Source organism: Legionella jordanis (genome assembly GCF_900637635.1).
GTDB classification, from domain to species: domain Bacteria; phylum Pseudomonadota; class Gammaproteobacteria; order Legionellales; family Legionellaceae; genus Tatlockia; species Tatlockia jordanis.
In genome coordinates this window covers 2,037,912-2,060,538 of record NZ_LR134383.1, presented here as the reverse complement: position 1 = coordinate 2,060,538, position 22,627 = coordinate 2,037,912, and the positions used below count along the sequence as shown (strand labels likewise).

The window sequence follows — 22,627 nt, the reverse complement described above, 5'->3', positions numbered from 1 at the left end:
AAGGAAAAGTAAAACAACCAGTCCAACTAAATAAGGAGAGTAAAAATGAAAGCAAATTTATTTGCTGCTGTTCTATCTTTGTGTGTAATCGCCCTTCCCTTGCAGGCGGCCAAACCTAGTCCCGCTTCGACTGAAAAATCGCTGCAAGCCCCAGCAAAAATCAATTTAAATAAAGCCGACGCAAAGCAGCTTTCCCAATCGGTAAAAGGAATTGGTCCAAAACGAGCCCAGGCTATTGTTAAATTTCGCGAGGAACATGGCCTCTTTAAATCCATTGATGAACTGGCGCAAGTCAAAGGAATTGGGAGGCAATTTGTTAAAAATAACCTTGAGCAATTGCAAGCAATCTTTAGCGTAAATTAGTTTTGAATTTTTATTTTATTTTTTGGGCTGGGTGACTTGCATTTGCAAGTCCACCCTGTATTTTCCTGAATAAGCGCAAAAATGGTTCATTGTTTTCTAACAACTTGAATAATAATGCAAAATTTATCTTAAGTTTTTTAATCTTGGGCTGGCTCACTGGGAGTGTCCGGTTCAGCCCAGTGTAAATGTTTATGTAATTTCCGGTTTTGATTGAATAATTTTCCGTTAGAATCAATCAAAAAAAATACTTAAATTGGAATTCGAACCTTCCTCAAAAAAAACTTAATCAAGATCTGTCGATTTTTACGCAAATATGAGGTAAAGTGTTCGCCAAAAAAAGAACGAGGTAATGTTTCACATGTTCAGGAAATTGAGGGGCGTTTTTTCCAATGATTTATCCATAGACTTGGGAACGGCGAATACACTGATTTATGTAAGGGATAAGGGAATTGTTTTAAACGAGCCTTCTGTGGTGGCGTTGCGCAATGAATCAGGGCAAAAACGCGTCGCAGCAGTGGGCCTTGAAGCCAAACGCATGTTGGGTAGAACACCTGGCAATATTAACGCAATCCGACCTATGAAGGATGGCGTCATTGCGGACTTCTTCGTTACTGAAAAAATGCTGCAACACTTTATCCATAAAGTCCACGAGAACCGTTTCCTAAGACCTAGCCCGCGAGTGCTGGTGTGCGTACCCTGTGGTTCAACCCAGGTGGAACGACGGGCCATTCGTGAATCGGCGATGGGCGCAGGGGCAAGGGAAGTCTTCCTCATAGAAGAGCCCATGGCGGCTGCTTTAGGTTCGGGGATGCCTGTGGAAGAAGCCAGCGGTTCGATGGTTGTCGATATCGGCGGCGGTACCACTGAAGTAGCCATTATTTCTCTCAGTGGTATTGTCTATCATCAATCTGTACGCATTGGTGGCGATAAATTTGATGATGCGATTGTCTCTTATGTTCGACGCAACTACGGCACTTTAATTGGGGAGACCACCGCAGAGCGGATTAAACATGAAATTGGCTCTGCATTCCCAAGTCGCGATCTTTTCGAAATTGAAGTCAGAGGACGGAATCTGGCCGAAGGAGTTCCACGCAGCTTCACACTCACCAGTGCTGAAATCCTTGAAGCTTTGCAAGAACCACTTTCTGGCATTGTAGGTGCAGTAAGAGCAGCGCTTGAATTGGCTCCTCCTGAATTGGCCGCGGATATTGCAGAACGAGGTATGGTACTCACCGGAGGTGGGGCTCTCTTAAAAAATATGGATACCTTATTAATGGAAGAAACAGGCCTGCCCGTGCTGGTTGCAGAAGATCCTTTAACCTGCGTTGCTCGTGGCGGTGGTAAAGCATTAGAAACCATGGATCTACGCGGCGGTGATTTCCTCTCAACCGAATAACCATAAGAGCAGGATTTTTGCAAAACGCGGTAAGCGCAAGGCCTTTAGCTTTGTGTTTGCTGCGTTTTTATCCTTTTCTTGTATGTTTTTAGACTATCACTATCAGTATCTAAAGCATGTTCGCAGCGGCTTTGGGCTGTTGATTTCTCCTTTGCAGTTTGCTGTTGATTATCCTGTGCGGGTAATTGGTTGGCTGCAATCTTTAGTGAGTGCCAAAAAGGCATTAATCAACGAAAACATGCAATTACGTTACCAGCAAACGTTGCTCGAAGCTGAGCTGCAAAAACTTCTGGTTATTAAAGAAGAAAATTCACAGCTTAGAGAGTTGTTGTTGACTTCCTCCAAAGCAAGCATGCGTGCCATGGCAGCTCAGATTTTAGCCGTTGAAACGAGCAGTTCGAGGCAGCTTGTGGTACTCAACAAAGGCAAAAGGGATGGGGTCTACGTGGGGCAACCTGTCTTGGACGCCAAGGGTGTTATGGGGCAAATTATTGATGTGGGTTCGATGACCAGTACAGTCTTGTTGATTTCGGATGCTAAAAGTGCTGTTCCGGTAAGAAATAACCGCACTGGAGAGCGAGCCATATTGGTGGGCACCAATGATATGAGTCAACTCTCACTAATTAACCTGCCCAAAACCTCTTCCATTAATAAAGGGGATTTGTTGGTTACCTCAGGTCTTGGTCGATTATATCCAGAAGGCTATCCTGTGGGGCGTGTTGAATCAATTAAAAGCATCCCCGGTGAGGCGTTTATTAAAGTGGATGTTAGTCCTATTGCCTTACTGAACAGAAATCGATTGGTGTTGCTAATCTGGCCTGATCAAGAGCAAGCTGCATTGACTGAGCAAATCCATGAGCGCCTCAATGCCATAGGAGAAGTCGCATGAACTCGTTGGGCTTGCGTTTATTTGTTGCCGTTATTTTAGCTCTTGCTTTAACCATTCTGCCCTTACCTGAATTATTAACCCACTTAAGACCGCCCTGGGTTCTAATTCTGGTTTTGTATCTGCAATTCTTTTTGCCTAATCAATTCAATTTGTTCGCTGTATTGATAGTTGGTTTACTGCTTGATGTTTTGCTGTCCACCGTGCTAGGAGAACATGCCTTTGCCCTTGCTTTGGTGACCTGGATTGCAAGCAGTAAGGAGCGGCGATTCAACTTTTTCCCCATGTGGCAACAAATGGCTTTAATTGGCTTTTTTTGCTTGTTGTATCAGCTATTAATTTTTATTGTTGAAGCATTCTTAGGCTATCGCATCTCTTTATTGATGTTGTCTGCCAGCGCCGGTGTAAGCATGGTTCTTTGGCCCTGGGTGAGGTTGATTGCTGATGATGCCCTAAGGTCAAAGGCAGTATATGCGAGGTAAGTCAGGGTCCTACACCCGGAAATAGCATCGGAACTACAAAGACTCCACATCCAGCAGGCGGTATTCTCCAGGCGGTATATCCCCTAAAGACCAATTTGCTATTCGATGACGAACTAAACGTAAGGTGGGGAAACCTATGGCGGCAGTCATGCGTCGAATCTGATGGTTTTTTCCTTCCTGCAGAATAATTTCAAGCCAGGTTGTAGGTACCGTTTTGCGAAAGCGAATGGGAGGATTTCTGGGCCACAAAGGAGGTTCCGCTATCAGTTTTACCTGGGCCGGTAAAAATTGCGTTTCTTTAAGCCGCAAGCCTTGTCTTAAGGGTTGCAAATCATTTTCCTGCGGTGCGCCTTCTACTTGCACCCAATAGTATTTCTTCTTGTTAAATTTAGGGTGGGATAAGCGGTGCTGGATTCTTCCTTCATTGGCAAGCAAAAGCAAACCCTCACTATTTTTGTCCAATCGTCCAGCTGCATAAAAGTTCGGTAAATCAATATAGGCAGATAGGGTTTGCTCATATTGCTCACCCGTAAATTGACTTAAAACACCAAAAGGTTTGTTAAATAACAAAATGCTTGGCACGACTCTACTGCTTAAAAAGTAAAAGAAAGGCTTATTATGCAATTAAACGGATTTGGGACAAAGGATTTTCAGTGCTATGATTATCCCTTTTATATGACCGGAGTTGCCATGACATTCGAAAAAATAAAAGTTCCAACTGAAGGACAAGCCATTACTGTAGCTGCGGATTTATCATTGAAAGTACCCAATTTCCCAATTATTCCATTCATTGAAGGTGATGGGATTGGTGTGGATGTCACTCCACCAATGATGGAAGTAGTGAATGCTGCTGTTGCAAAAGCCTATGGTGATCAGAAAAAAATTCACTGGATGGAGGTTTATGCTGGTGAAAAGGCAACTAAGGTTTATGGCCATGATCAATGGTTGCCAAAAGAAACCCTCGAGGCGTTAAAACAATTCGTGGTAGCAATCAAAGGTCCTTTAACCACTCCAGTCGGTGGAGGAATCCGCTCGCTAAACGTTGCTATCCGTCAGGATTTGGATTTATACACCTGTCTGCGTCCCATTCGTTACTTCAATGGTACACCAAGCCCTGTTAAAGAGCCTTGGAAAACCAATATGGTTATTTTCAGGGAAAACTCAGAAGACATTTATGCTGGTATCGAATGGCAAGCTGATTCAGCCGAAGCGAAAAAAGTGATTAATTTTTTACAAAATGAAATGTCTGTGAAAAAAATTCGCTTTCCCGAGCATTGTGGCATTGGAATCAAACCGGTTTCCAAAGAAGGAACTACGAGATTAGTCAAAGCTGCGATTCAATACGCCATCGACAATGATCGTGATTCGGTTACTCTGGTTCATAAAGGCAACATCATGAAATTTACCGAAGGAGCCTTCAAGGACTGGGGTTATCAAGTCGCCAAAGAGCAATTTGGTGCGACTGAATATCAAGGTGGGCCATGGCTTGAATTTAAAAATCCTAAATCGGGTAATCGCATTATCATTAAAGATGTGATTGCCGATGCTTTCTTACAGCAAATTCTGCTAAGACCTGAAGATTATAGTGTAATTGCCACTTTGAACCTGAATGGCGATTATATTTCAGATGCTTTGGCAGCACAGGTTGGTGGAATCGGGATTGCTCCAGGCGCCAATATTGGCGATGAAGTGGCTGTCTTTGAAGCAACACACGGGACCGCTCCTAAATACGCAGGCCAAAACAAAGTTAACCCAGGCTCTTTAATTTTATCCGCTGAAATGATGCTTCGCCATTTAGGTTGGACGGAAGCCGCTGACTATATTATCAAAGGGATGGAAGGGGCTATTGAAGCAAAAACAGTAACTTATGATTTTGAGCGTATGATGGAAAATGCAACTTGCGTAAGCAGCTCAGGATTTGGGCAAGCCATCATTAAACATATGTAATATTGCTAAATAACAATGGAAGATTCAACTTTTTGCTACAATTAAGTACAGCAAGAATTGGCAAGAAGTTGAATTTTCTATGCACGTCATTGAATTTATTTAAAAAGCCAAGGATAATTTTTGCAAGGACTTCCATTTTAACTTATTTATTGTTTAATAAATTTTGCAGCGATTCTCACGCCAAAGATGAATGTAATCTAATCAAGATGTTGTTCATTTCCGCAGGGTTTAATTTTTTCAAGAATTAAATCATTTTTTACTGGCCAAATGTGCGTTAGAAGTCTATAAAATTAGTAAAGGGTGTATGTTATGAGTGGATGGTCTTTAGAGGAAATTGTAGAGCGAGAACAGGCTGAATCGGAAGCCTTACCAAAGCTCAAACAGCCCAGAAAATACAAAGTAATTCTACTTAATGATGATTACACACCAATGGAATTTGTAGTGGAGGTATTAAAGCGATTCTTTCACCTTAATGAAGAGGTAGCAACCCAGGTGATGTTACAGGTTCATATTTTGGGGAAGGGCGTTTGTGGTATTTTTACTAGGGATATAGCAGAAACAAAAGTTGCTTTGGTCAACGATCATGCGAGGAGCAATCAACACCCCCTGCTATGTACCATGGAACCAGAATGATGGTGGTGTGGCTGGAGAGGAGCAACGACAATGTTAAATAAAGAACTTGAATTCACCTTAAATCTGGCCTTTAAGGAAGCAAAAGAAAAACGTCATGAATTTATGACGGTAGAACATTTGCTACTATCATTGCTTGATAATCCAGCCGCTGGGAATGTCCTACAGGCTTGTGACGCCAATATTGAAGCTTTACGCCGCGATTTAACCGAGTTTATTGATGAGACAACCCCAAGAATTCCTGAGGACGAAATAGATAGGGAGACGCAACCTACCTTGGGTTTTCAGCGAGTTTTACAGCGTGCTGTGTTTCACGTTCAATCTGCCGGGAAAACCGAAGTTACCGGCGCAAATGTGTTAGCGGCTATTTTTAGTGAGCAAGAAAGTCAAGCCGTGTATTTTCTGCGTCGTGAAAACATTACCCGTTTGGATGTAATAAACTATATCTCCCATGGTGTATCCAAATATCACAACGATATGAGCGATAGCATGAATTCCATGGATGAAGACTCAATGGGCAATGAAGGAAATGAATCCCCGCTTGAAAGCTACTGCATGAATTTAAACAAACGTGCAAGATTAGGCAAAATTGATCCTTTGATTGGTCGTCATGAAGAAATCCAACGAACAATCCAGGTCTTATGCCGTCGAAGAAAGAATAATCCGCTGCTGGTGGGTGAGGCAGGTGTGGGTAAAACTGCCATTGCCGAGGGTTTGGCAAGACGCATTGTTGATGGCGAGGTTCCGGAAGCAATACATAACTGCGTTGTGTATTCTCTTGATTTGGGTGCACTTTTGGCGGGCACAAAATATCGTGGGGATTTTGAAAAACGCCTGAAAGCAGTGCTGAAACAATTGTCACAACAAGATGGTGCTGTTCTCTTCATCGATGAAATTCACACCATTATAGGAGCTGGGGCTGCCTCAGGCGGTGTAATGGATGCTTCTAATCTAATTAAACCGCTGCTTGCCAACGGTGAGCTGAAATGCATCGGTTCTACTACTTATCAAGAGTACCGTGGCATCTTTGAAAAAGACAGGGCACTGGCACGCCGTTTCCAAAAAATTGACATTAAAGAACCGAGCATTGATGAAACCTTTGAAATACTTAAAGGCCTTAAAGGTCGTTTAGAAGAACATCATGGGGTAAAATTCTCGATTCCTGCATTAAAAGCTGCAGCAGAACTGTCTGCCAAATACATCAATGATCGCTTCTTGCCCGATAAGGCTATTGATGTCGTTGATGAAGCAGGTGCCTATCAAAATCTACTTACTGCTAATAAGCGCAAGAAAATTATTAGCGTGACTGAAATTGAGAGCGTTGTGGCTAAAATTGCCCGTATCCCGGTTAAGAAGGTATCTGCAAGAGATAAAGACACTCTTCGCAATCTCGAGCGTGATTTAAAACTGTTGGTGTATGGACAAGATGCTGCCATTACAGCGCTGGCTTCTGCAATCAAATTAGCCCGCTCAGGTTTAAGAGAACCTCAAAAGCCAGTCGGTTGCTTCCTGTTTGCAGGTCCTACCGGAGTAGGTAAAACCGAGGTTACAAAACAGTTAGCCAATGTTCTTGGCATTGAATTGCTTCGTTTTGATATGTCTGAATACATGGAAAAACACACTGTATCTCGTTTGATTGGCGCCCCTCCCGGCTATGTGGGTTATGACCAAGGAGGATTGTTGACCGAGGCGGTGACGAAAAACCCCCATGCTGTTTTGCTGTTGGATGAAATTGAAAAGGCGCACCCTGATGTATTTAATCTGCTTCTGCAGATTATGGATCACGGCACCCTAACGGATACCAATGGGCGTCAGGCTGACTTTAGGCACGTTATTCTGGTGATGACTTCGAATGCTGGTGCTACTGAAATCAGCAGGAATTCAATTGGATTCTCCTTACAGGATAACAGCAATGATGGCCTGGAGGTCATTAAGCGGCAGTTTAGTCCGGAATTTAGGAACCGATTGGATGCGATCATTAATTTTGCACCATTGGATACAGCTACCATTGGTTTGGTGGTCGATAAATTTATTATGGAGCTCGATGAACAATTAAGTAATAAGGGTGTGACCTTTAAAGTAGACCCAGCCGCCCGAGATTGGCTCATCGAACATGGTTATGATAAAGCAATGGGGGCGCGACCCATGGCTAGATTGATTCAAGAAAACGTCAAAAAACCGCTGGCTGACGAGTTACTTTTTGGAAAGCTTGCCAATGGCGGTCATGTTACCTTGAGAGTAAAAGACGGCAAACTCCATTTCGACAGCCATGATCATAGGGAAGGTGTTTGCTAAGTAGCAAAAACTCTCTTTCTGCGCTTCTTCGGAAGCGCTTTTTTTTATTTCCCCATCCTCCCGTCCAGTTTCCATTTAATCCCTAACAATTATTTATCATCTAAGGTAGAATATGGCAATTTGCTAACCTGGTTTTTACATGCTTAGTGTTATTATCATTGCTAAAAATGAGGAAGCCAATATTCGACGTTGCCTAGATTCTGTTAAATGGGCTGATGAAATTATTGTCTTGGATTCCGGAAGCAGCGATATGACTGTAGCCATTGCCAAAGAGTACACCGATAAAGTTTACTGCACAGATTGGCAAGGATATGGGGTTCAAAAGCAGCGTGCTTTAAATTATGCCAGAGGTGATTGGGTGCTGAACCTGGATGCGGACGAGTCGGTATGCCAATCATTGCAGGCAGCTATAGTCCAGGCAATTCAGAGCGATGAAGCGGATGCTTATCGAATTCCCATCTGTATGAATTTTTATGGCAAGCCATTACGTTTCTCTTCTAGCCCTAAGCGTCATGTGCGCCTATTTAAACGTTCAGGTGCACGCTACAGTGATGACATTGTGCATGAAAAAATCGTGCTGCCGGCGCATGCACGTATTAAACAATTTCGTATTGCTATCCAGCATCATTCTTTCCGTGATGTAAGCCACGCACTCTATAAATTAAATAAATATTCATCCTATAGTGCCAAAATCAGAATTGAACAACAGAAAAAAAACAATTTCCTTAAAATTCTCGGCTCCAGCAGCTGGATGTTTTTTCGCTGCTATTTTCTCCAAAGGGGCTTTTTAGATGGTAAGGCCGGTTTTTTATTTGCTGTCATAAATGCTCAAGGTGCTTTTTATCGTGGAATAAAACAGCATTACCACGATATGGATGTCAGTCGATTACCAAATGTATTGAGGAAGGATTAAATGGAAATTTTGTTGCAGTTGTCTAAAAAATTCCCATTACAAAGCTGGGTTTCCCTGCTGCTTGCAGCTACATTGCTTGCTTTACCATTAAGTTCCACCGGTAAAAGTATTGCGGCGGTATTATCCGTCATAACGATTATTATGATCCCTGAATTTCGTAGGGACTTGCGTTTTGTTCTTTTTGAAAAATGGTCATTAGCCGCTTTGGCATTATTCAGCATTGCAGTGCTTGCTTGTCTTTGGAGTCCTGCTGATTGGGGTGATAAGGGTTTTGTAATCGAAAAATACAGCAAATTGCTGTACTTGCCCATTTTAGCTGTGGGCTTTCAGGATGCAAAAACAAGACAATTGGCTTTGTATGCCTTTCTTCTTGCTGTAACCATCACCTGTATGTTGTCCATACTTAAATTTCACGGTTTTTTGTCCTTTTTCCAATTTAATCCAGATCGCGTATTTCGCAATCATATTATGACTGGGTTTATGGTAGCTTTTGGCACTTACTTGTCCTTTCTTTTTGCTTATCGCCATTCTGGTTATTCTCGTTATGGCTATGTATTACTGGGTCTTCTTTTCAGCTATCAAGAATTATTTGTTAACGGTGGGCGCACGGGTTATGTGCTTTATTTTTTAATGATGGGATTATTAATCGTTCAACTGTGCTCATTAAAACAGGCCATTGTTGCTTCACTGTTGGTGATCACTGTATTTGCAGGGAGTTATAGCCTAAGTCCTGTGATGAAAGGACGGGTGAATGCTTTGGTGCTGCAAATTAAAGCTTATCAACAGAATCAAAAAGATTCCGACATTGGTTTTCGTTTGCAATTCCATGATTATGCACACCAGCTGTTTAATCGTCATCCCTTGTTTGGCAATGGCACAGCCAGTTTTACTTATTTCTATGCGAAAGAGGCGCCTGTACCGGGTTGGTTTTGGAAGCTTTGGGAGCCCCATAGTCAATATTGGCTCATCGCAGCTGAATTTGGCTTGTTAGGCATTACAGGCTTATTTCTCCTGTTTTTTTCATTAATCAGAGCCAGTTTTCAACTTAATCAAATGAGAGTTATAGCTTTTGCAATGCTTTTACCCTTTATGATTGGTAACCTATCTGATTCACTGCTATTTTATTCAGGCTCTGGCTATTTTTTCCTATTGTTCATGGCGCTTTGCTTGGGGGAAAAGGTGGAGTTGGATAAAAACAAGCGCCTGGATAATCGACCGTCTTTTCGTCTTTGAGTTTCATTTAGAGAATCGTTCCTGCGATTAAATAATAGAAGTTCATACGAGACAAGATGAAGCTCACTCATCTTGTCTCATTCAATCACTACCCTGACCGGTGATTAATTCACGCTCTTGATTGCATGTTGCTCAAGCTGCACTTAATTAATATTTTCTTAACAAAAGTTTTATATGATGCGACGAAATCTAGTAGTTCGATGTCAGCATGAAACTTTACCGTACACTTTCCGAAGCAGTAGGAGCGATTCGACGCAAACCCAAAGAGGTTATCGCAATCATCAGCTTTAATGGTCAGGCCTATTTCGTATTTCGCAGTAATCCAAGCCCTGAGGTAGCGACAATCATTCAAGCGCAAATGAAAATTTTAATAGCTAATGAATTGCTCGGCATTACAAGAGCAGATTACGGCAATGACAGTAAAGAGCAACTTTATGAATTCATGCTTCAGGCGAAAATACCTGAGTTATTTCCAGAGTCTCGCCATGCTGAAGAAAATCTAATTCTGGGTTTCTCTGGAATTTTAGAGCAGTTTAAAACGGAGTTTCCTGAGCAAAAAATTAGAAAGATCGATATTTTTTTGAGCCACTCACCTTGTTCTGAACAAGGTGTGAAGAGATGCAGCGGATCCCTCTATCTTAATGATTTTTTTCTGCCATCTGGCTGTGATCAAAAGCTAATTGCATTTTTCAAAAAAGGGAATTACGTGGATTTGGATAGAAGCTTATTTCTAGAAAATTCTAATGTTCAGGTTCGTTACCATCGCCAGTTTGATTCGGCAGTGGAGAACCACGTAGAAAATTTTATAATTCAGGCTGAACCTGAGCTTAAAGATGTTTTTGATCACCACTGGAAAAATGCTTCGCCGACTCTAAAATGCTAGCTTAAATTGCTGCCAATATTGGTTATAGAGTGCCAAAACCTCTTCGCCAACATCTCGCTGGAAATGACCGCGTTTTAACAGTTCGGGCGGTGGGTATACAACGGGATTATTTTGTACTGTTGTGGGTAAAAGCGTTTTAGCTTTGGTATTGGTAATGGCATGCCCTTCAATCAAAGCAATTTGGGCTGCTACATCGGGCCTTAAAATGAAATTGATAAATTCATAAGCTTCTTTAGGATGAGGCGGATTTTGAGGGATGGCAAGGCAATCAGTCCAAATTACAAACCCTTCTGAAGGATAGCTAAAGGCAATGCGTTTATTCTCTGCCTGGGCTTTGACTGCATCTCCATTCCAGGCTACACCGGCAATTGCATCCTCATCAATCATAATGGCTTGAATGCTGTCGCTTGCAAATAATTTGACATTAGGAACGAGCTTCAATAAAGCCTCAAAAGCCAATTGGATATGTTGAGGGTTGTTGTCATTTGGATTAAAACCAAGGCTCATTAAGGCAATTGCAAAAATTTCTCTTGAATCATCAAGCAACATCAGCTGTTTATGCCATTTTGATTGCCAAAGCTCTTTCCAACTATTAGGCGGCGGGTTGACCAAATTCGCATCATAAAAAATACCTGTGGCGCCCCAAATGATAGGGATACTGTACCGATTGCCGGGGTCGAACTCACTGTTGGCAAAATTTGGGTCTAAATTAATCAAATTGGGGAGTTGGCTGTGGTCCAAAGGCAAAAGCATGCCTTGCCTTTGCATGCGTTCCACAAAATAACCTGAGGGTAAAATGACATCATAAATGCTTCGACTGCTGGCTTTGAGCTTCGCATACATGGTTTCATTGCTGTCATAAGTCGAGAAATGAACCATGATACCTGTCTCATGCTCGAATTGTTGGATCACTTGTTTAGGCAATTCACCGCCCCAGGCGTAAACATTCACAACGCGCTGTGCATTGGCCATGCCGGTTAAAATCAACAGAATGCATAAGGCAAAGCGCTTCACTTGGACTCCCCTGACAAACGATGTGAAATAATCACCAGAATCATCGATAACAGAATGGTAATACTGCATAAGGCATTTAATTCAGGTGTAACACCTGCTCTAACCAAGGAATAGATGGTTAATGGCAAAATGTTAAAGTCCGGTCCAGCAACAAAATAACTGATAATCACATCATCAAACGACAAAGTGAAACAAAGTAGAAAGGCACTTAATACCGCAGGCCATAATAAAGGTAAAAGAACTTTCCGAAGGGCAATTGTACGACTGGCTCCCAGATCGAGAGCACTAAAGTAAATATTTGGATCAAGGGTATGAATGCGACTATTAATTGTTAATACCACGAATGGAATACAGAAGGTGATGTGAGCAATAAGCAGGCTAAAAAAACCTAAAGGAATGTCTACGGTATTGAAAAAAATAAGCAAGGCAACGCCAAGCACTAAATCAGGAATAATAATTAATAGCAGCAAAATGGCTTGAAGAGATTGCTTTTTCTGTCGATGAAGAAACAAATTGACACAAGCCAGTAAGCCAATCGTGGTTGCAACCGTTGAAGCACTTAAACCCAACAGCACTGAATGGATGAAAGAGGACCACAATCCTCGATCTTGAAACAGTTCTGAATACCACTGGAGAGAAAAGCCCTGCCATTGCAAAGAGAATTTAGCATCATTGAAGGAATAGACTACCAACACCAAAATAGGAAAATAAAGGAGCAAGTAAACAAGAGCTAAAAAACTTTTTTGCGCCAATTGTTTCAATGCAGTCCCTCCTTATTCTGGCGACGAAATATAAAAAGCAACAACAGCAGAAGGGCCGTTAAAATGATGCTGGTTGCTGAGCCTTGGGGCCAATTAGCCAATACGAGAAACTGATCCTGGATGAGATTCCCAAGTAAAATCGAGCGCGCTCCTCCCAAGACATTGGGTATGTAAAACAAAGTCATGGAAGGAAGCAGTACTAATAAGCAGCCGGCTATAACTCCGCTCGCTGTGTTCGGCAGAAAAACACGAAAGAATATAGCCCATTTGCTGGCACCTAAATCCCTGGCTGCTTCAATCAACCTAAAATCAAATCGTTCCATATTGGTAAAAATGGGTAGAACCATAAAAGGGAGAAGGTTATAAATTAGCCCTGTAATCACAGCAAAATTGGAATAGAGCAAGGAAAGCGGTGCGTCAATCACATGGAATTTTAGCAAGATGCTGTTAATTACTCCTTTCGCCTTCAAAATAGCAATCAAAGAATAAGTTCTTACTAAAGAGCTCGTCCAAAAAGGAATGATAATTAACAAAATAAGCAAAGATTGCTGTTTGGATTTTACCAGCAAATAACTGAATGGATAGGCAAGAATAAGGCAACTGAGGGTGGTTAATAGGGCGATGACTAAGGAACGAACAAAAATTTTTAAAAAAACGGGGGATAATAAAGCGCTGTAATTGGCCAGGGTAAAGGGTAAGGAGACGAGTTGATTGTTGTTTGACGATAAGAAGCTGGCGAGTAAAACCAAAGTAAGCGGAAGGACGCAAAAAAGCATCAGCCAAGCGTAAATGATTGTTAACGAAATCGATTTATTTCTCATCAAGCAAGTCCAACATTCAATTTTGAGGTTTTCAATACCCAGGGCTCAAACTCCCTGATGATTTCAAAGAGAGAGCTGATTTTTTAAACAGGGAAAGTCCAAACAGTATTTGGCTCATCTTTAATCCGCCTGAAATGACGCCAATCCACTTTTTCCAGGACGATGCCTTTCAGTTGTTGTTTTCTTCGAAAGGCAGTAATACTTCCCAACCGGCTAACCATTGCACCCAAACGATCTCATTGAGAGAGTATTCCAGCTTGTCATCGTCTTCATCAAAAAATTCAGAAGCATTGATTACCTTCCCCGAAGCCAATTCAACTTTTAAATCCACCGTGGAACCTTTATAGACAATATCAATAATCTTCCCCGGCAACATTTCGTTGGATTCACTGACTTCGTATAGGCTCCAAACCCTTATGTCCTCAGGGCGCACCATTAAATGAAGTTTGTCGCCTGCTTTGTAATGCTGGGTATTTTTGCAATGCAAACGAATGGATTCAATCGCTGTAACTAAAGTCTGGTCATCGGCTTCCAAGACTTCTACATCAAAAATATTTGCTTCGCCAATAAATTTAGCCACGTATAAATTTTTGGGAGTCTCATACACTTCTCTAGGCGTTCCTATTTGCTCAATATGTCCATGATTGAAAATTACAATTCGATCAGACATAGACAGGGCTTCTTCCTGGTCGTGCGTGACAAAGATAAATGTCATATTTAAGGTTTTCTGGAGTTGTTTGAGTTCATATTGCATTGCTTTTCTTAAGCGGTAATCCAATGAACTTAAAGGTTCGTCCAATAATAAGACCTGAGGACGATTAATAATAGCGCGGGCAATTGCAACTCGCTGCTGCTGGCCCCCGCTTAATTGTTTGATATTGCGGGCAGAAAAGGCTTCCAGTTGCACAAGGCGTAGCGTTTCCTGCACTCGCTTCTCGATCTCGTCTTCATCTACCCCTTTACACCGCAGTGCAAACGCTACATTTTCAAAAACAGACAAATGAGGGAAGAGCGCGTAGCTTTGAAAAACCGTATGCACATCTCGTTTTTGCGGGGGAAGGGCATTAACGCATTGTCCATTAATGTAAATATTACCTGAGCTGGGCTGTTCAAAACCAGAAATCAAACGTAAAAGAGTTGTCTTGCCGCAGCCTGACGGCCCTAGCAAAGTTAGGAATTCGCCGTTATAGACTGATAAATTAATATCATCCAGAATTTTGGCTGCATGGTATGATTTAGACAGTTGTTTAATTTCTATTAGTGCCATTCGAGTTTGGTTATAAAAAGGGCAAATTATGGGCTCTGATTAAATGCTTGTCCAGCCCAACCCTGGTTAAATTAGAAATAACCAGAAAAAAGCTGGATTCCTAACCGCTTATTGTTATTTCAGGCCTACCAGACTGATATGCCTGAAGGTGGTGCTTGCAAACTGCATGCCTCTGAAATACCGCCATTATTACAAACCACTGCCCCAGTGGCATCATCCACCGTTAAAACCCCTCCCTGCCAAAGGCAGCAGCCTTGTAATTTTTGCAAATCCATAATGGCATGCCGTGTACAATAGCAAGAAGAATAATAGCCGTTGTTGCAAACGTATCGACCCGCAGAAGAGTCACAATAATTAATGCCTCCCATGCTGCCGCAACAATTTTTCTTATCGCAAGTGGGCAGGTAACTTGTGCTTTCATCACAGATGTATGTTGTTTTGGCAAGGCTTGCGCTGGTCATTACGGAAAGCATGATTGCAATAAGCAAATGAGAGACGAGTCTCATGGTAAATCCTGAAATTTATAATGAATTAAGAATAACATAGCTGCTAACAAAAAGAAGCTGTTTACACGTTCCTGCTGAGATAAGGTTTGCTTCAATCATTTTCAAAAATTGATTGTTCAATAACACTTTATAAGGAGTTAGCCAGGAAAAGCGCTAAGCTGCATTATAAAAATAGAAATTACTATTAAAATTCGTGGGCTTTGCCCGCATTTTAATAAGAGCAGGCGCTGAAAGCGTTTACACCCCCTAATCATGATACACCATGGCATCTGGCCAGCTCCCACATGAGTAAGAGAGCAGGCAAGGAGAAATCTTGGGCCTGGTAAATTAGGGAGGGGTAATTTTCCAAACAAATGGCTTAAGGGATGATTTCAGGTTCAAGAGGGACTACCAGCCATAAAATTAAATAAGCCAGGATGGCTGACCCACCTAAAAGCACGCAAACGACAAACAACAGTCGGACAAAAGTGGGATCAATGCCAAAATATTCCGCCATGCCGCCACAAACCCCCGCAATCATTTTTTCTTTGCGAGAGCGATACAGTTTTCGATTTTGCCGCGATAATTGTTTCATAATTTTCATTCCTGATTATGTCAGTCGCTGTTTAACAAAGATGACTCCATTCTTATAATTTTAGAATATTATAAAAGCAAGTTCATTTTTTATGACAAAGAAATCGTAGAGCTTTTTTCTTCTTCTTGATCAACATTGACTGTTTGTCTGTCCAGGGTTAATCGATTATATAAATTGCCTTTTATAATCAAGTCAGCAGCGGTTCTTATATTTTCCCCTGGTCGATTGGCAATTATAGAAGAATTTGGGAAAAAACTGAATCGATGACGGCTTGCATAATTAACTACGGCTTGCATGTCCCCATACAAATCCCTTTCCCAAGAGGGATTTTCCGTAATCTCACGATCACAGCCTATTACCCAAATGGATGCCTTTCTAAGTGCAGTCCCTTGTGAAAGCGCGTAATTGCGCATGGTTTCGTCCAATTTATTGAACAGATCAAGACGATATAACCAAAATTCTGCAGTTAAAAGGGGAGAGTTGCAGCCGAAAGATAGCTCAACTCGAGGCACATGATAGCTGCTGCTGACAATAATAATATTTGGATTTCGAGCCAGGTTCCAAAATCTGGAATATTCTGGCCAACATTGTTCAAGGAATTTTCCCAAAGCAATCACTTGACCCGATGTGCTGCCAAGGGGGCAAGTATCGATTAAAAACAAACGGCGCGGATAACCATGGAAAGAACCTTCCATCTCGAGTATCTGCTTGAGCTGCTCGTTTTGTTGTTGTACACCATTAAAATAAATATAAACCGCTCGTTTTTTGCCTAGCTCGAGATTTTGCCTGGTGCATTTTTTGGCCAAGTCAAGGCTATATTTGATGCGTTTTATGGTGTCCAGGGGATCGAAAGCTTCGGGAGAAAATGAATATTTGTTTCCGCTTTCTGAGTAACTTCCATAAAAATCGCCACGCCCACTCAAGACTACAATTAAGTCAATGTCTCCCAATTCAAGATGGCTTGCATCAACGGCTTGAGCCATATGGTATTTGCTTTCCAGTTGTTCAGGGCTAAAGGCCAAATCCTCTTTGGCAATGTCCTTTTTCTTTAATAAATCGGCAATAGCCAACTTACTGATTGAATGATCGTCCTCATTTTCATCCATTTTAATGCTCCGAGCATCTGGAGGTTACTGCTTTGTTTCAATACTGATGCAACTAATCTTCCAAAGCAGGAATCTTTTCAAGATCTTGCAAGTCCAGTTCGACTGACTCAATTTTTTGAAATCTCTGAGTGATCTTTTTGGCAGAAGTATTTACTTCACTCACATCTTGTTGTGCTTGGTCAATGTGCTTTGTCAGCTTATCCATTCTTTTTTCAAAGCGTTGAAAATCTTCAGCCAAAGCTTGAAGGTGCTTTTGAATTACATGGACGTGTTTTCGCGTCTCATCGTCTTTTAATACTGCTTTTGCAGTGGTTAACACGGCCATGAGGGTACTGGGTGAGACCAGCCACACCTTTAGTCGTTGGGAAAGCGCCACGACTTCAGGGTAATTGGCATGAATTTCAGCAAAGATGGCTTCCGCGGGGATGAACATCACAGCACCATCCGCTGTCTCGTTTGGAATGATGTATTTTTCAGCAATGTCTTTAATGTGTTTTTGTAAATCCTGACGAAATTGTTGCTGCAAACTTTTTCGTTCCACTGAGGTTGCATCAGTAGCCATGATTTTTTGAAACGTTTCAAGGGGGAACTTGGCATCGATAACCACATTACCTGTGGGCTCGGGCAAAAACAGGATGCAGTCAGCGCGTTTCTGATTGCTGAGTGTATGCTGCATTCGATAATGGCTGCTTGGTAATACATTGGCAATTAAGGTGGCTAATTGCACTTCACCAAAGGCACCCCGTGCCCGCTTATCCACCAAAACATCTTGCAAACTGACTACATGGGTTGACAATTCCGTAATTTTTTTCTGAGCCTCATCAATAATGGTCAAACGTCTGACTACGTCGGTAAAGGTCGAGGATGTTTTTTCAAAACCTTCAGTCAATTTATGATTTACTTGTTGAGTTAAGCTGTGTAAATGGTTGCGAATCTCTTCAGTCAATGTTTGCAAATGAGAGGTTAAAGAACCGGCATGTTGTTTAAAGCTATGATTGATTTGCTCGCGCACATCCAACATATTCCGCTGAACGGTCTCACCGATTAACTGTTGAGTCAACAATTGGCCTTGAGTGATTTTTTCGAGAATCTGCTGTTGGCTTGTCTGATAAGCTTGTTGCACATCAAGTTGCAATTGATGCAATTGCGTAATAATCAATTGCTGAGTCTTTTCCGCTTCATCTTCAATGCGTGCACGGAGACTCCTCTGGCTAAAAATTACCCAAATCCCAATAAGAGCTTGAAGGACAAACAGCAAAGTGATGCCTTCAAGCCAGGAAAAATCTGCAAAATTAATCATATTATCCTAGAGCAGTGATTGCGATTGGCTCACTGTATTCGTACACAGGTTTAAGTTGGCCAAAATCAATCAAGCGCAAATAGCCTATAAAGTAGGGAGGTTTATAATCACTTTTAAGGTTTGAATCAAATGAAAAATCAAAATTGTGCACCCCAGCTGCAAACCAGGAGGCTGACTGCACTGCGGCAAAAGGCTGGTAAGCCCCATTTGCATCACGGCCAAAGAGCACCGCTTCAAGCGCATAACGACTGCCGGTTGCTACCTCGAGTTTGGCAGAAAATTCATAGGTGTTTTTGGCTTTAATTTCGCGAATAGCTGATGATGGAATCACATAGGAGAATGCGGTGTGACCATGCCGAATAATCTCGGTGTTGTTGACGATAGTCGTTGTTTGCACATCCACATACCAATTTTCACCATGGCTGTCCTTATCAGAGAGTAAATCAAATTTAGCAAGATATAGATTATTTTCAATTTGCTCCAGATTAAGCGATATGGGTTCCCCATAAGGGCTTAACAGATAGGCTGAAATGTCATCAATGGGATAATTTAAATCTTCATCAATTAAACGGATCAGTACACTGAGCTGCTCGCCATAATGATAACGCGTCTTATTCGTTTCAACCGTTAAGTAAGTGCTGGCATTACGATCATAAACATGAATTTGATAAGCTGAATCCAATTGCAACTGACCCTTAGAGGCTTTGAGGACAAATTTTCCAGCTCCTAATTCGGGTTTTAACTCAAAAGCAAGAAGTTCATCGGCAAAAGCAGTTCGACTCAAGGCATTTTCTTTAGCAAACAGAGTGGAAGCTTCACTTAGACTGAATTGTTCGCCTTTGCTATTCAGAATAAAAAATTGCGGTGATTTATTGTGTTTAGCAGTTGTAGATATTCGAATTACTGCGCTGGGACCTTGAGTGGTGATCGTGACTCCGTTTTCTAGATCTTTAAGGCTGGCCGTTTTTTGGTATTTTCGACTGATTTGTCGATTACTCTCATTTTTCTTCAGTGATTTGGCCTCAATTGCCCAGCTGTGACTTAGTTGTTCGTGGGATAATTCTTCACAGATTTTACAATCATAAGGAATGACAGGTTCAGAGGGCAAAGTCATTGCCTGGGATTGGCCAAACCAGAGGATAGATAAAAACATTAAGCGCTGTAACTTCATCATGCTACTCCTTGGGCGGATAAATCAGTGCGCAGAATTTGTTCAAAACCGAAACAGGAATAACGGCTTTGATTATGACTCAGTGGTATCCTGTCTATGGTTTTTTGCCAGTCGTAAAACCAGATTTTTCCAGCAGCAATTTGTGAGCTGCAGTTTAAAAAGCCATCGGAGCAGCTGGCCAGATAAGTTTGAGTCAATTTTAAGCCGGCATTTAATATGTAGCCGTTGCAGTAACTGGCTTTGGAAAAGGGTGATGCAGTTACATCCGTGCCTACAACTACTCGGAAGAGTACGGGCAAAGAGGGGCGATTAGCTGTGCCAAATAGCATTTCGGCGTTGAACAGGGCCATATCGGCAACACGCTGTTGTTTGACGGAATCATTGCGATAGCCGAGTAACCAGCCCACTCCCTCAGCGAACACATTGCCGTTCATGGCTTCATCCGCCAAAGGGGTTCCAGCACTTGAAGGGGCGATGGCAATGACTTGTTGTATTGTTTTAGTTAATTTCAGGTAGCGTGCATCGTAACTCGGGTTAGATAAAATCCAGCGGATCACATTTGCACCGTTGGAGTGGGTATAAACAGTAATTTTGCTGATTTTTCTCCGTTGAATAAAATCAAGCATTTGATTAGCGACACAGCCAGCAGCTGCCTCATGCCACATGTATTCTCTAAAATCACATGCTACAACCAAGTGATTTTCAGGGTTTGGCAGAGTGGTCGCTAAACTGTCGATGAAATCAATTTTCCAGTAACCACCATAGGCATCTTCACGATGGTCATTGGTTCCGTGAATAAGGACGATGCCAAAATTATCAGTTGGGGAAGAGGCAAAAAGACATGAGGTACAGAAAAATATAAGCAGGCTGCTCAGCAGCTTCTTGAAGTCCATTTCGTTTTCCATCCTTGGTTAAAACTCAAGAATATCTATAGCATACCCACAGATTGGACAGCAAGGGGCAAAACCAAACCCTGCAAACCTTATCGAAATCCTATATTTAATAATGCTAAACTGCTTCTTTTAATTGCCCTAAACTTTCATGAATCAAGTCATTCAAAATAAAATTAAAACGCTTCAAGAACGCATCCGCTTGTACGACTACCATTATTATGTACTGGATGAACCCCTTGTTCCTGACATTGAATACGACCGCTGTTTTAAGGAGTTACAAGCTCTTGAGAATGAGAATCCAGAATTCATTAGCGCTGATTCACCAACACAGCGTGTGGGCGTGACACCCGCTGGGGCATTCGAAGAAGTTAATCATATTAAGCCCATGCTCTCTTTAGCCAACGTCTTTTCAGAAAAAGAGCTGCAAGCATTTATGAAGCGGGTTGCTGATAAATTGGACATGAGTGAAGAGTCCCTGGAGTTTACTTGCGAACCTAAATTGGATGGTTTAGCGGTAAGTTTGACTTTTAAAGACGGCTTGTTCGCTTATGCTGCAACGCGCGGAGATGGTGCCGTGGGAGAAAACATCAGTAATAACATTAAAACCATTGCAGCGGTCCCCCTTAAATTGCTATGCGAAACCCCTCCATCCCTAGTTGAAATCCGTGGGGAAGTCTACATACCTAAGGCGGGTTTCGAAGCTTACAACGCCAGGGCAAGGGTGACTGGTGAAAAGTTGTTTGCCAATCCACGCAATGCGGCAGCGGGCAGTTTACGCCAGTTAAATCCTGCCATAACGGCTTCAAGGCCTTTGGCCATTTATTTTTATGGTCTTGGGGCTTGCGAGGGATTTGATCTTCCTGATAGTCATTACCAACAATTGCAACTGCTGCGCACTTGGGGGTTTCGAGTTTCGAATGAAACTAAAAAAACCAGGGGTCTTAGCGGCTGTCTTGAGTTTTACCAAAATATTTTAAAACGCCGCATGGATTTGGCTTATGAAATTGATGGCGTGGTTTACAAATTGGATGACATTAACCAGCAGCAGGAATTAGGCTACGTTGCCCGCGCCCCACGTTTTGCCTGTGCCCATAAATTTCCTGCGAGTGAGGAAATGACTGAGTTGTTGGCGGTTGATTTCCAGGTTGGGCGTACAGGAGCATTGACTCCAGTGGCTCGTCTTAAGCCTGTCAGTGTGGCTGGTGTAACGGTCAGTAATGCCACTTTGCATAATATGGATGAAATATTACGCAAAGACATTCGTATTGGTGATACGGTTGTGATTCGAAGGGCGGGCGATGTTATACCGGAAGTAGTTTCGGTGGTACTCGAAAAGCGCCCTCTTCATACGGAAATTATTCATCTTCCTGCTCACTGTCCAGTTTGTGGTGCTGATGTGATTCGCGAAGAAGATGAAGCCGTTGCACGGTGTACGGGTGGATTGTTCTGTACGGCTCAGCTTAAACGAATGCTGCTCCATTTTGCTTCGCGAAACGCGATGGCGATTGACGGTTTGGGAGCAGGACTGGTGGATTTATTTGTCGGGGAGGGACTGGTTCGGGATGTATCGGATTTATACCAACTGGATCTCGAAACGATTATGAATTTGCCGCGAATGGGACGCAAATCGGCAGAAAATTTGCTAACAGCCATTGAAAAAAGTAAAAAAACTACATTCTCTCGCTTTTTATATGCCTTGGGTATTCGGGAAGTAGGGGAGGTCAGTGCACGGGTTTTGGCTTCTGAGTTCCAGGACATCCCATCTTTAAAGGCTGCTTCAGTTGATGAGCTAATGACCTTGAAAGACATTGGCCCTGTCTGTGCCTATCATGTGGTGCATTTCTTTGCTCAAGCTCATAATTGCGATGTCATTGATAGGCTGATCTCTTACGGTGTTCACTGGCCAAAAGAAGAGAAAAAAACATTCAACCAAGAACATCCTCTTTATGGAAAAACCCTGGTTTTAACAGGAACATTAAACAGTATGGGACGTGAAGAAGCCAAGGCGCGCCTTCTTGCTTTAGGCGCAAAAGTTTCAGGCAGTGTTTCCAAAAAAACAGACTTCGTCATTGCCGGTGCTGAAGCGGGTTCAAAGCTTGATAAAGCAAATGAACTTGGCGTTAGGGTATTGAATGAAGAGGAATTTATTGCGCTTTTGACTTGACGTTGCCTTTCGCAAAGAAGAT

22 protein-coding genes are annotated in these 22,627 nt (G+C 42.1%); 11 read left to right on the top strand and 11 right to left on the bottom strand.

All coding sequences use genetic code 11. The features are described 5' to 3' along the window. The first annotated feature begins 45 nt into the window (after window positions 1–45). The 4 genes from EL203_RS09155 to mreD all read left to right on the top strand — a co-directional run bounded on the left by EL203_RS09155 (window position 46) and on the right by mreD (window position 3,127). Entirely contained in the window at window positions 46–363 is a 318-nt protein-coding gene (locus EL203_RS09155; RefSeq protein ID WP_058469731.1) for a ComEA family DNA-binding protein, read from the top strand. Between the two features lie 358 nt (window positions 364–721). After that, the gene (locus tag EL203_RS09150; RefSeq protein WP_025385468.1) at window positions 722–1,759 is read left to right on the top strand and encodes a rod shape-determining protein; all 1,038 of its coding nucleotides are present in this window, start codon (window positions 722–724) and stop codon (window positions 1,757–1,759) included. Beyond that, on the top strand, window positions 1,737–2,648 hold the full coding sequence (gene mreC, locus EL203_RS09145; RefSeq protein ID WP_058469729.1) for a rod shape-determining protein MreC: 912 nt from the start codon (window positions 1,737–1,739) through the stop codon (window positions 2,646–2,648). The genes EL203_RS09150 and mreC overlap by 23 nt, the downstream gene beginning before the upstream one ends. Further along, window positions 2,645–3,127, top strand: coding sequence for a rod shape-determining protein MreD (mreD, locus tag EL203_RS09140; protein WP_058469728.1), 483 nt, complete (start codon window positions 2,645–2,647; stop codon window positions 3,125–3,127). The genes mreC and mreD overlap by 4 nt, the downstream gene beginning before the upstream one ends. 33 nt (window positions 3,128–3,160) lie before the next feature. Here the strand turns inward: mreD and EL203_RS09135 are convergent, their stop codons facing one another. After that, window positions 3,161–3,709, bottom strand: a complete 549-nt coding sequence (locus EL203_RS09135) for a pseudouridine synthase (RefSeq protein ID WP_058469727.1) — start codon at window positions 3,707–3,709, stop codon at window positions 3,161–3,163. A gap of 93 nt (window positions 3,710–3,802) precedes the next feature. Here EL203_RS09135 and icd point away from each other — a divergent pair, with 93 nt between their 5' ends. The 6 genes from icd (at window position 3,803) to EL203_RS09105 (ending at window position 11,028) form a co-directional block, all read left to right on the top strand. Next, the gene (icd, locus tag EL203_RS09130) at window positions 3,803–5,074 is read left to right on the top strand and encodes an NADP-dependent isocitrate dehydrogenase (RefSeq protein WP_232004083.1); all 1,272 of its coding nucleotides are present in this window, start codon (window positions 3,803–3,805) and stop codon (window positions 5,072–5,074) included. A gap of 309 nt (window positions 5,075–5,383) precedes the next feature. Continuing rightward, entirely contained in the window at window positions 5,384–5,707 is a 324-nt protein-coding gene (gene clpS, locus EL203_RS09125; RefSeq protein WP_058469726.1) for an ATP-dependent Clp protease adapter ClpS, read from the top strand. 30 nt (window positions 5,708–5,737) lie between these two features. Continuing rightward, window positions 5,738–7,999 (top strand): ATP-dependent Clp protease ATP-binding subunit ClpA, encoded by a 2,262-nt coding sequence (gene clpA, locus EL203_RS09120; RefSeq protein ID WP_058469725.1) that lies wholly within the window; start codon window positions 5,738–5,740, stop codon window positions 7,997–7,999. 139 nt (window positions 8,000–8,138) lie between these two features. Next, window positions 8,139–8,912: a glycosyltransferase family 2 protein gene (locus tag EL203_RS09115; protein WP_058469724.1), complete on the top strand. Its 774-nt coding sequence runs from the start codon at window positions 8,139–8,141 to the stop codon at window positions 8,910–8,912. Continuing rightward, window positions 8,913–10,145 carry an O-antigen ligase family protein gene (locus tag EL203_RS09110; RefSeq protein WP_058469723.1) on the top strand — a complete coding sequence of 411 codons (1,233 nt, stop codon included), beginning with the start codon at window positions 8,913–8,915 and terminating at the stop codon, window positions 10,143–10,145. A 208-nt stretch (window positions 10,146–10,353) separates the two neighbouring features. Beyond that, window positions 10,354–11,028, top strand: a complete 675-nt coding sequence (locus EL203_RS09105) for a hypothetical protein (RefSeq protein WP_058469722.1) — start codon at window positions 10,354–10,356, stop codon at window positions 11,026–11,028. Here EL203_RS09105 and EL203_RS09100 read toward each other — a convergent pair. The 10 genes from EL203_RS09100 to EL203_RS09055 form a co-directional block, all read right to left on the bottom strand. Then, window positions 11,017–12,042 (bottom strand): ABC transporter substrate-binding protein, encoded by a 1,026-nt coding sequence (locus EL203_RS09100; RefSeq protein ID WP_122224885.1) that lies wholly within the window; start codon window positions 12,040–12,042, stop codon window positions 11,017–11,019. The genes EL203_RS09105 and EL203_RS09100 overlap by 12 nt on opposite strands. Next, window positions 12,039–12,803, bottom strand: a complete 765-nt coding sequence (locus EL203_RS09095; RefSeq protein ID WP_058469721.1) for an ABC transporter permease subunit — start codon at window positions 12,801–12,803, stop codon at window positions 12,039–12,041. The genes EL203_RS09100 and EL203_RS09095 overlap by 4 nt, the downstream gene beginning before the upstream one ends. After that, on the bottom strand, window positions 12,800–13,624 hold the full coding sequence (locus EL203_RS09090) for an ABC transporter permease (RefSeq protein ID WP_058469720.1): 825 nt from the start codon (window positions 13,622–13,624) through the stop codon (window positions 12,800–12,802). Before EL203_RS09090 ends, EL203_RS09095 begins: the two co-directional genes overlap by 4 nt. Window positions 13,625–13,793: 169 nt before the next feature. Further along, entirely contained in the window at window positions 13,794–14,891 is a 1,098-nt protein-coding gene (gene potA / locus EL203_RS09085; protein ID WP_058469719.1) for a spermidine/putrescine ABC transporter ATP-binding protein PotA, read from the bottom strand. Between the two features lie 125 nt (window positions 14,892–15,016). After that, complete coding sequence (locus EL203_RS09080) at window positions 15,017–15,397, bottom strand: hypothetical protein (protein WP_058469718.1); 381 nt, start codon at window positions 15,395–15,397, stop codon at window positions 15,017–15,019. Between the two features lie 358 nt (window positions 15,398–15,755). Beyond that, window positions 15,756–15,971: a PspC domain-containing protein gene (locus EL203_RS09075; protein ID WP_058469717.1), complete on the bottom strand. Its 216-nt coding sequence runs from the start codon at window positions 15,969–15,971 to the stop codon at window positions 15,756–15,758. 89 nt (window positions 15,972–16,060) lie between these two features. Further along, complete coding sequence (locus tag EL203_RS09070) at window positions 16,061–17,077, bottom strand: hypothetical protein (RefSeq protein ID WP_058469716.1); 1,017 nt, start codon at window positions 17,075–17,077, stop codon at window positions 16,061–16,063. Window positions 17,078–17,129: 52 nt separating this feature from the next. Beyond that, entirely contained in the window at window positions 17,130–18,377 is a 1,248-nt protein-coding gene (locus EL203_RS09065; protein ID WP_058469715.1) for a DNA recombination protein RmuC, read from the bottom strand. A 1-nt stretch (window position 18,378) separates the two neighbouring features. Beyond that, on the bottom strand, window positions 18,379–19,551 hold the full coding sequence (locus EL203_RS09060) for a DUF4785 domain-containing protein (RefSeq protein WP_082647106.1): 1,173 nt from the start codon (window positions 19,549–19,551) through the stop codon (window positions 18,379–18,381). Continuing rightward, complete coding sequence (locus EL203_RS09055; protein WP_058469713.1) at window positions 19,548–20,441, bottom strand: lipase family protein; 894 nt, start codon at window positions 20,439–20,441, stop codon at window positions 19,548–19,550. Before EL203_RS09055 ends, EL203_RS09060 begins: the two co-directional genes overlap by 4 nt. 148 nt (window positions 20,442–20,589) lie before the next feature. On the opposite strand from EL203_RS09055, the gene ligA reads away from it, so the two are divergent. Next, window positions 20,590–22,605 (top strand): NAD-dependent DNA ligase LigA, encoded by a 2,016-nt coding sequence (gene ligA / locus EL203_RS09050; protein WP_058469712.1) that lies wholly within the window; start codon window positions 20,590–20,592, stop codon window positions 22,603–22,605. Window positions 22,606–22,627 lie beyond the last annotated feature (22 nt).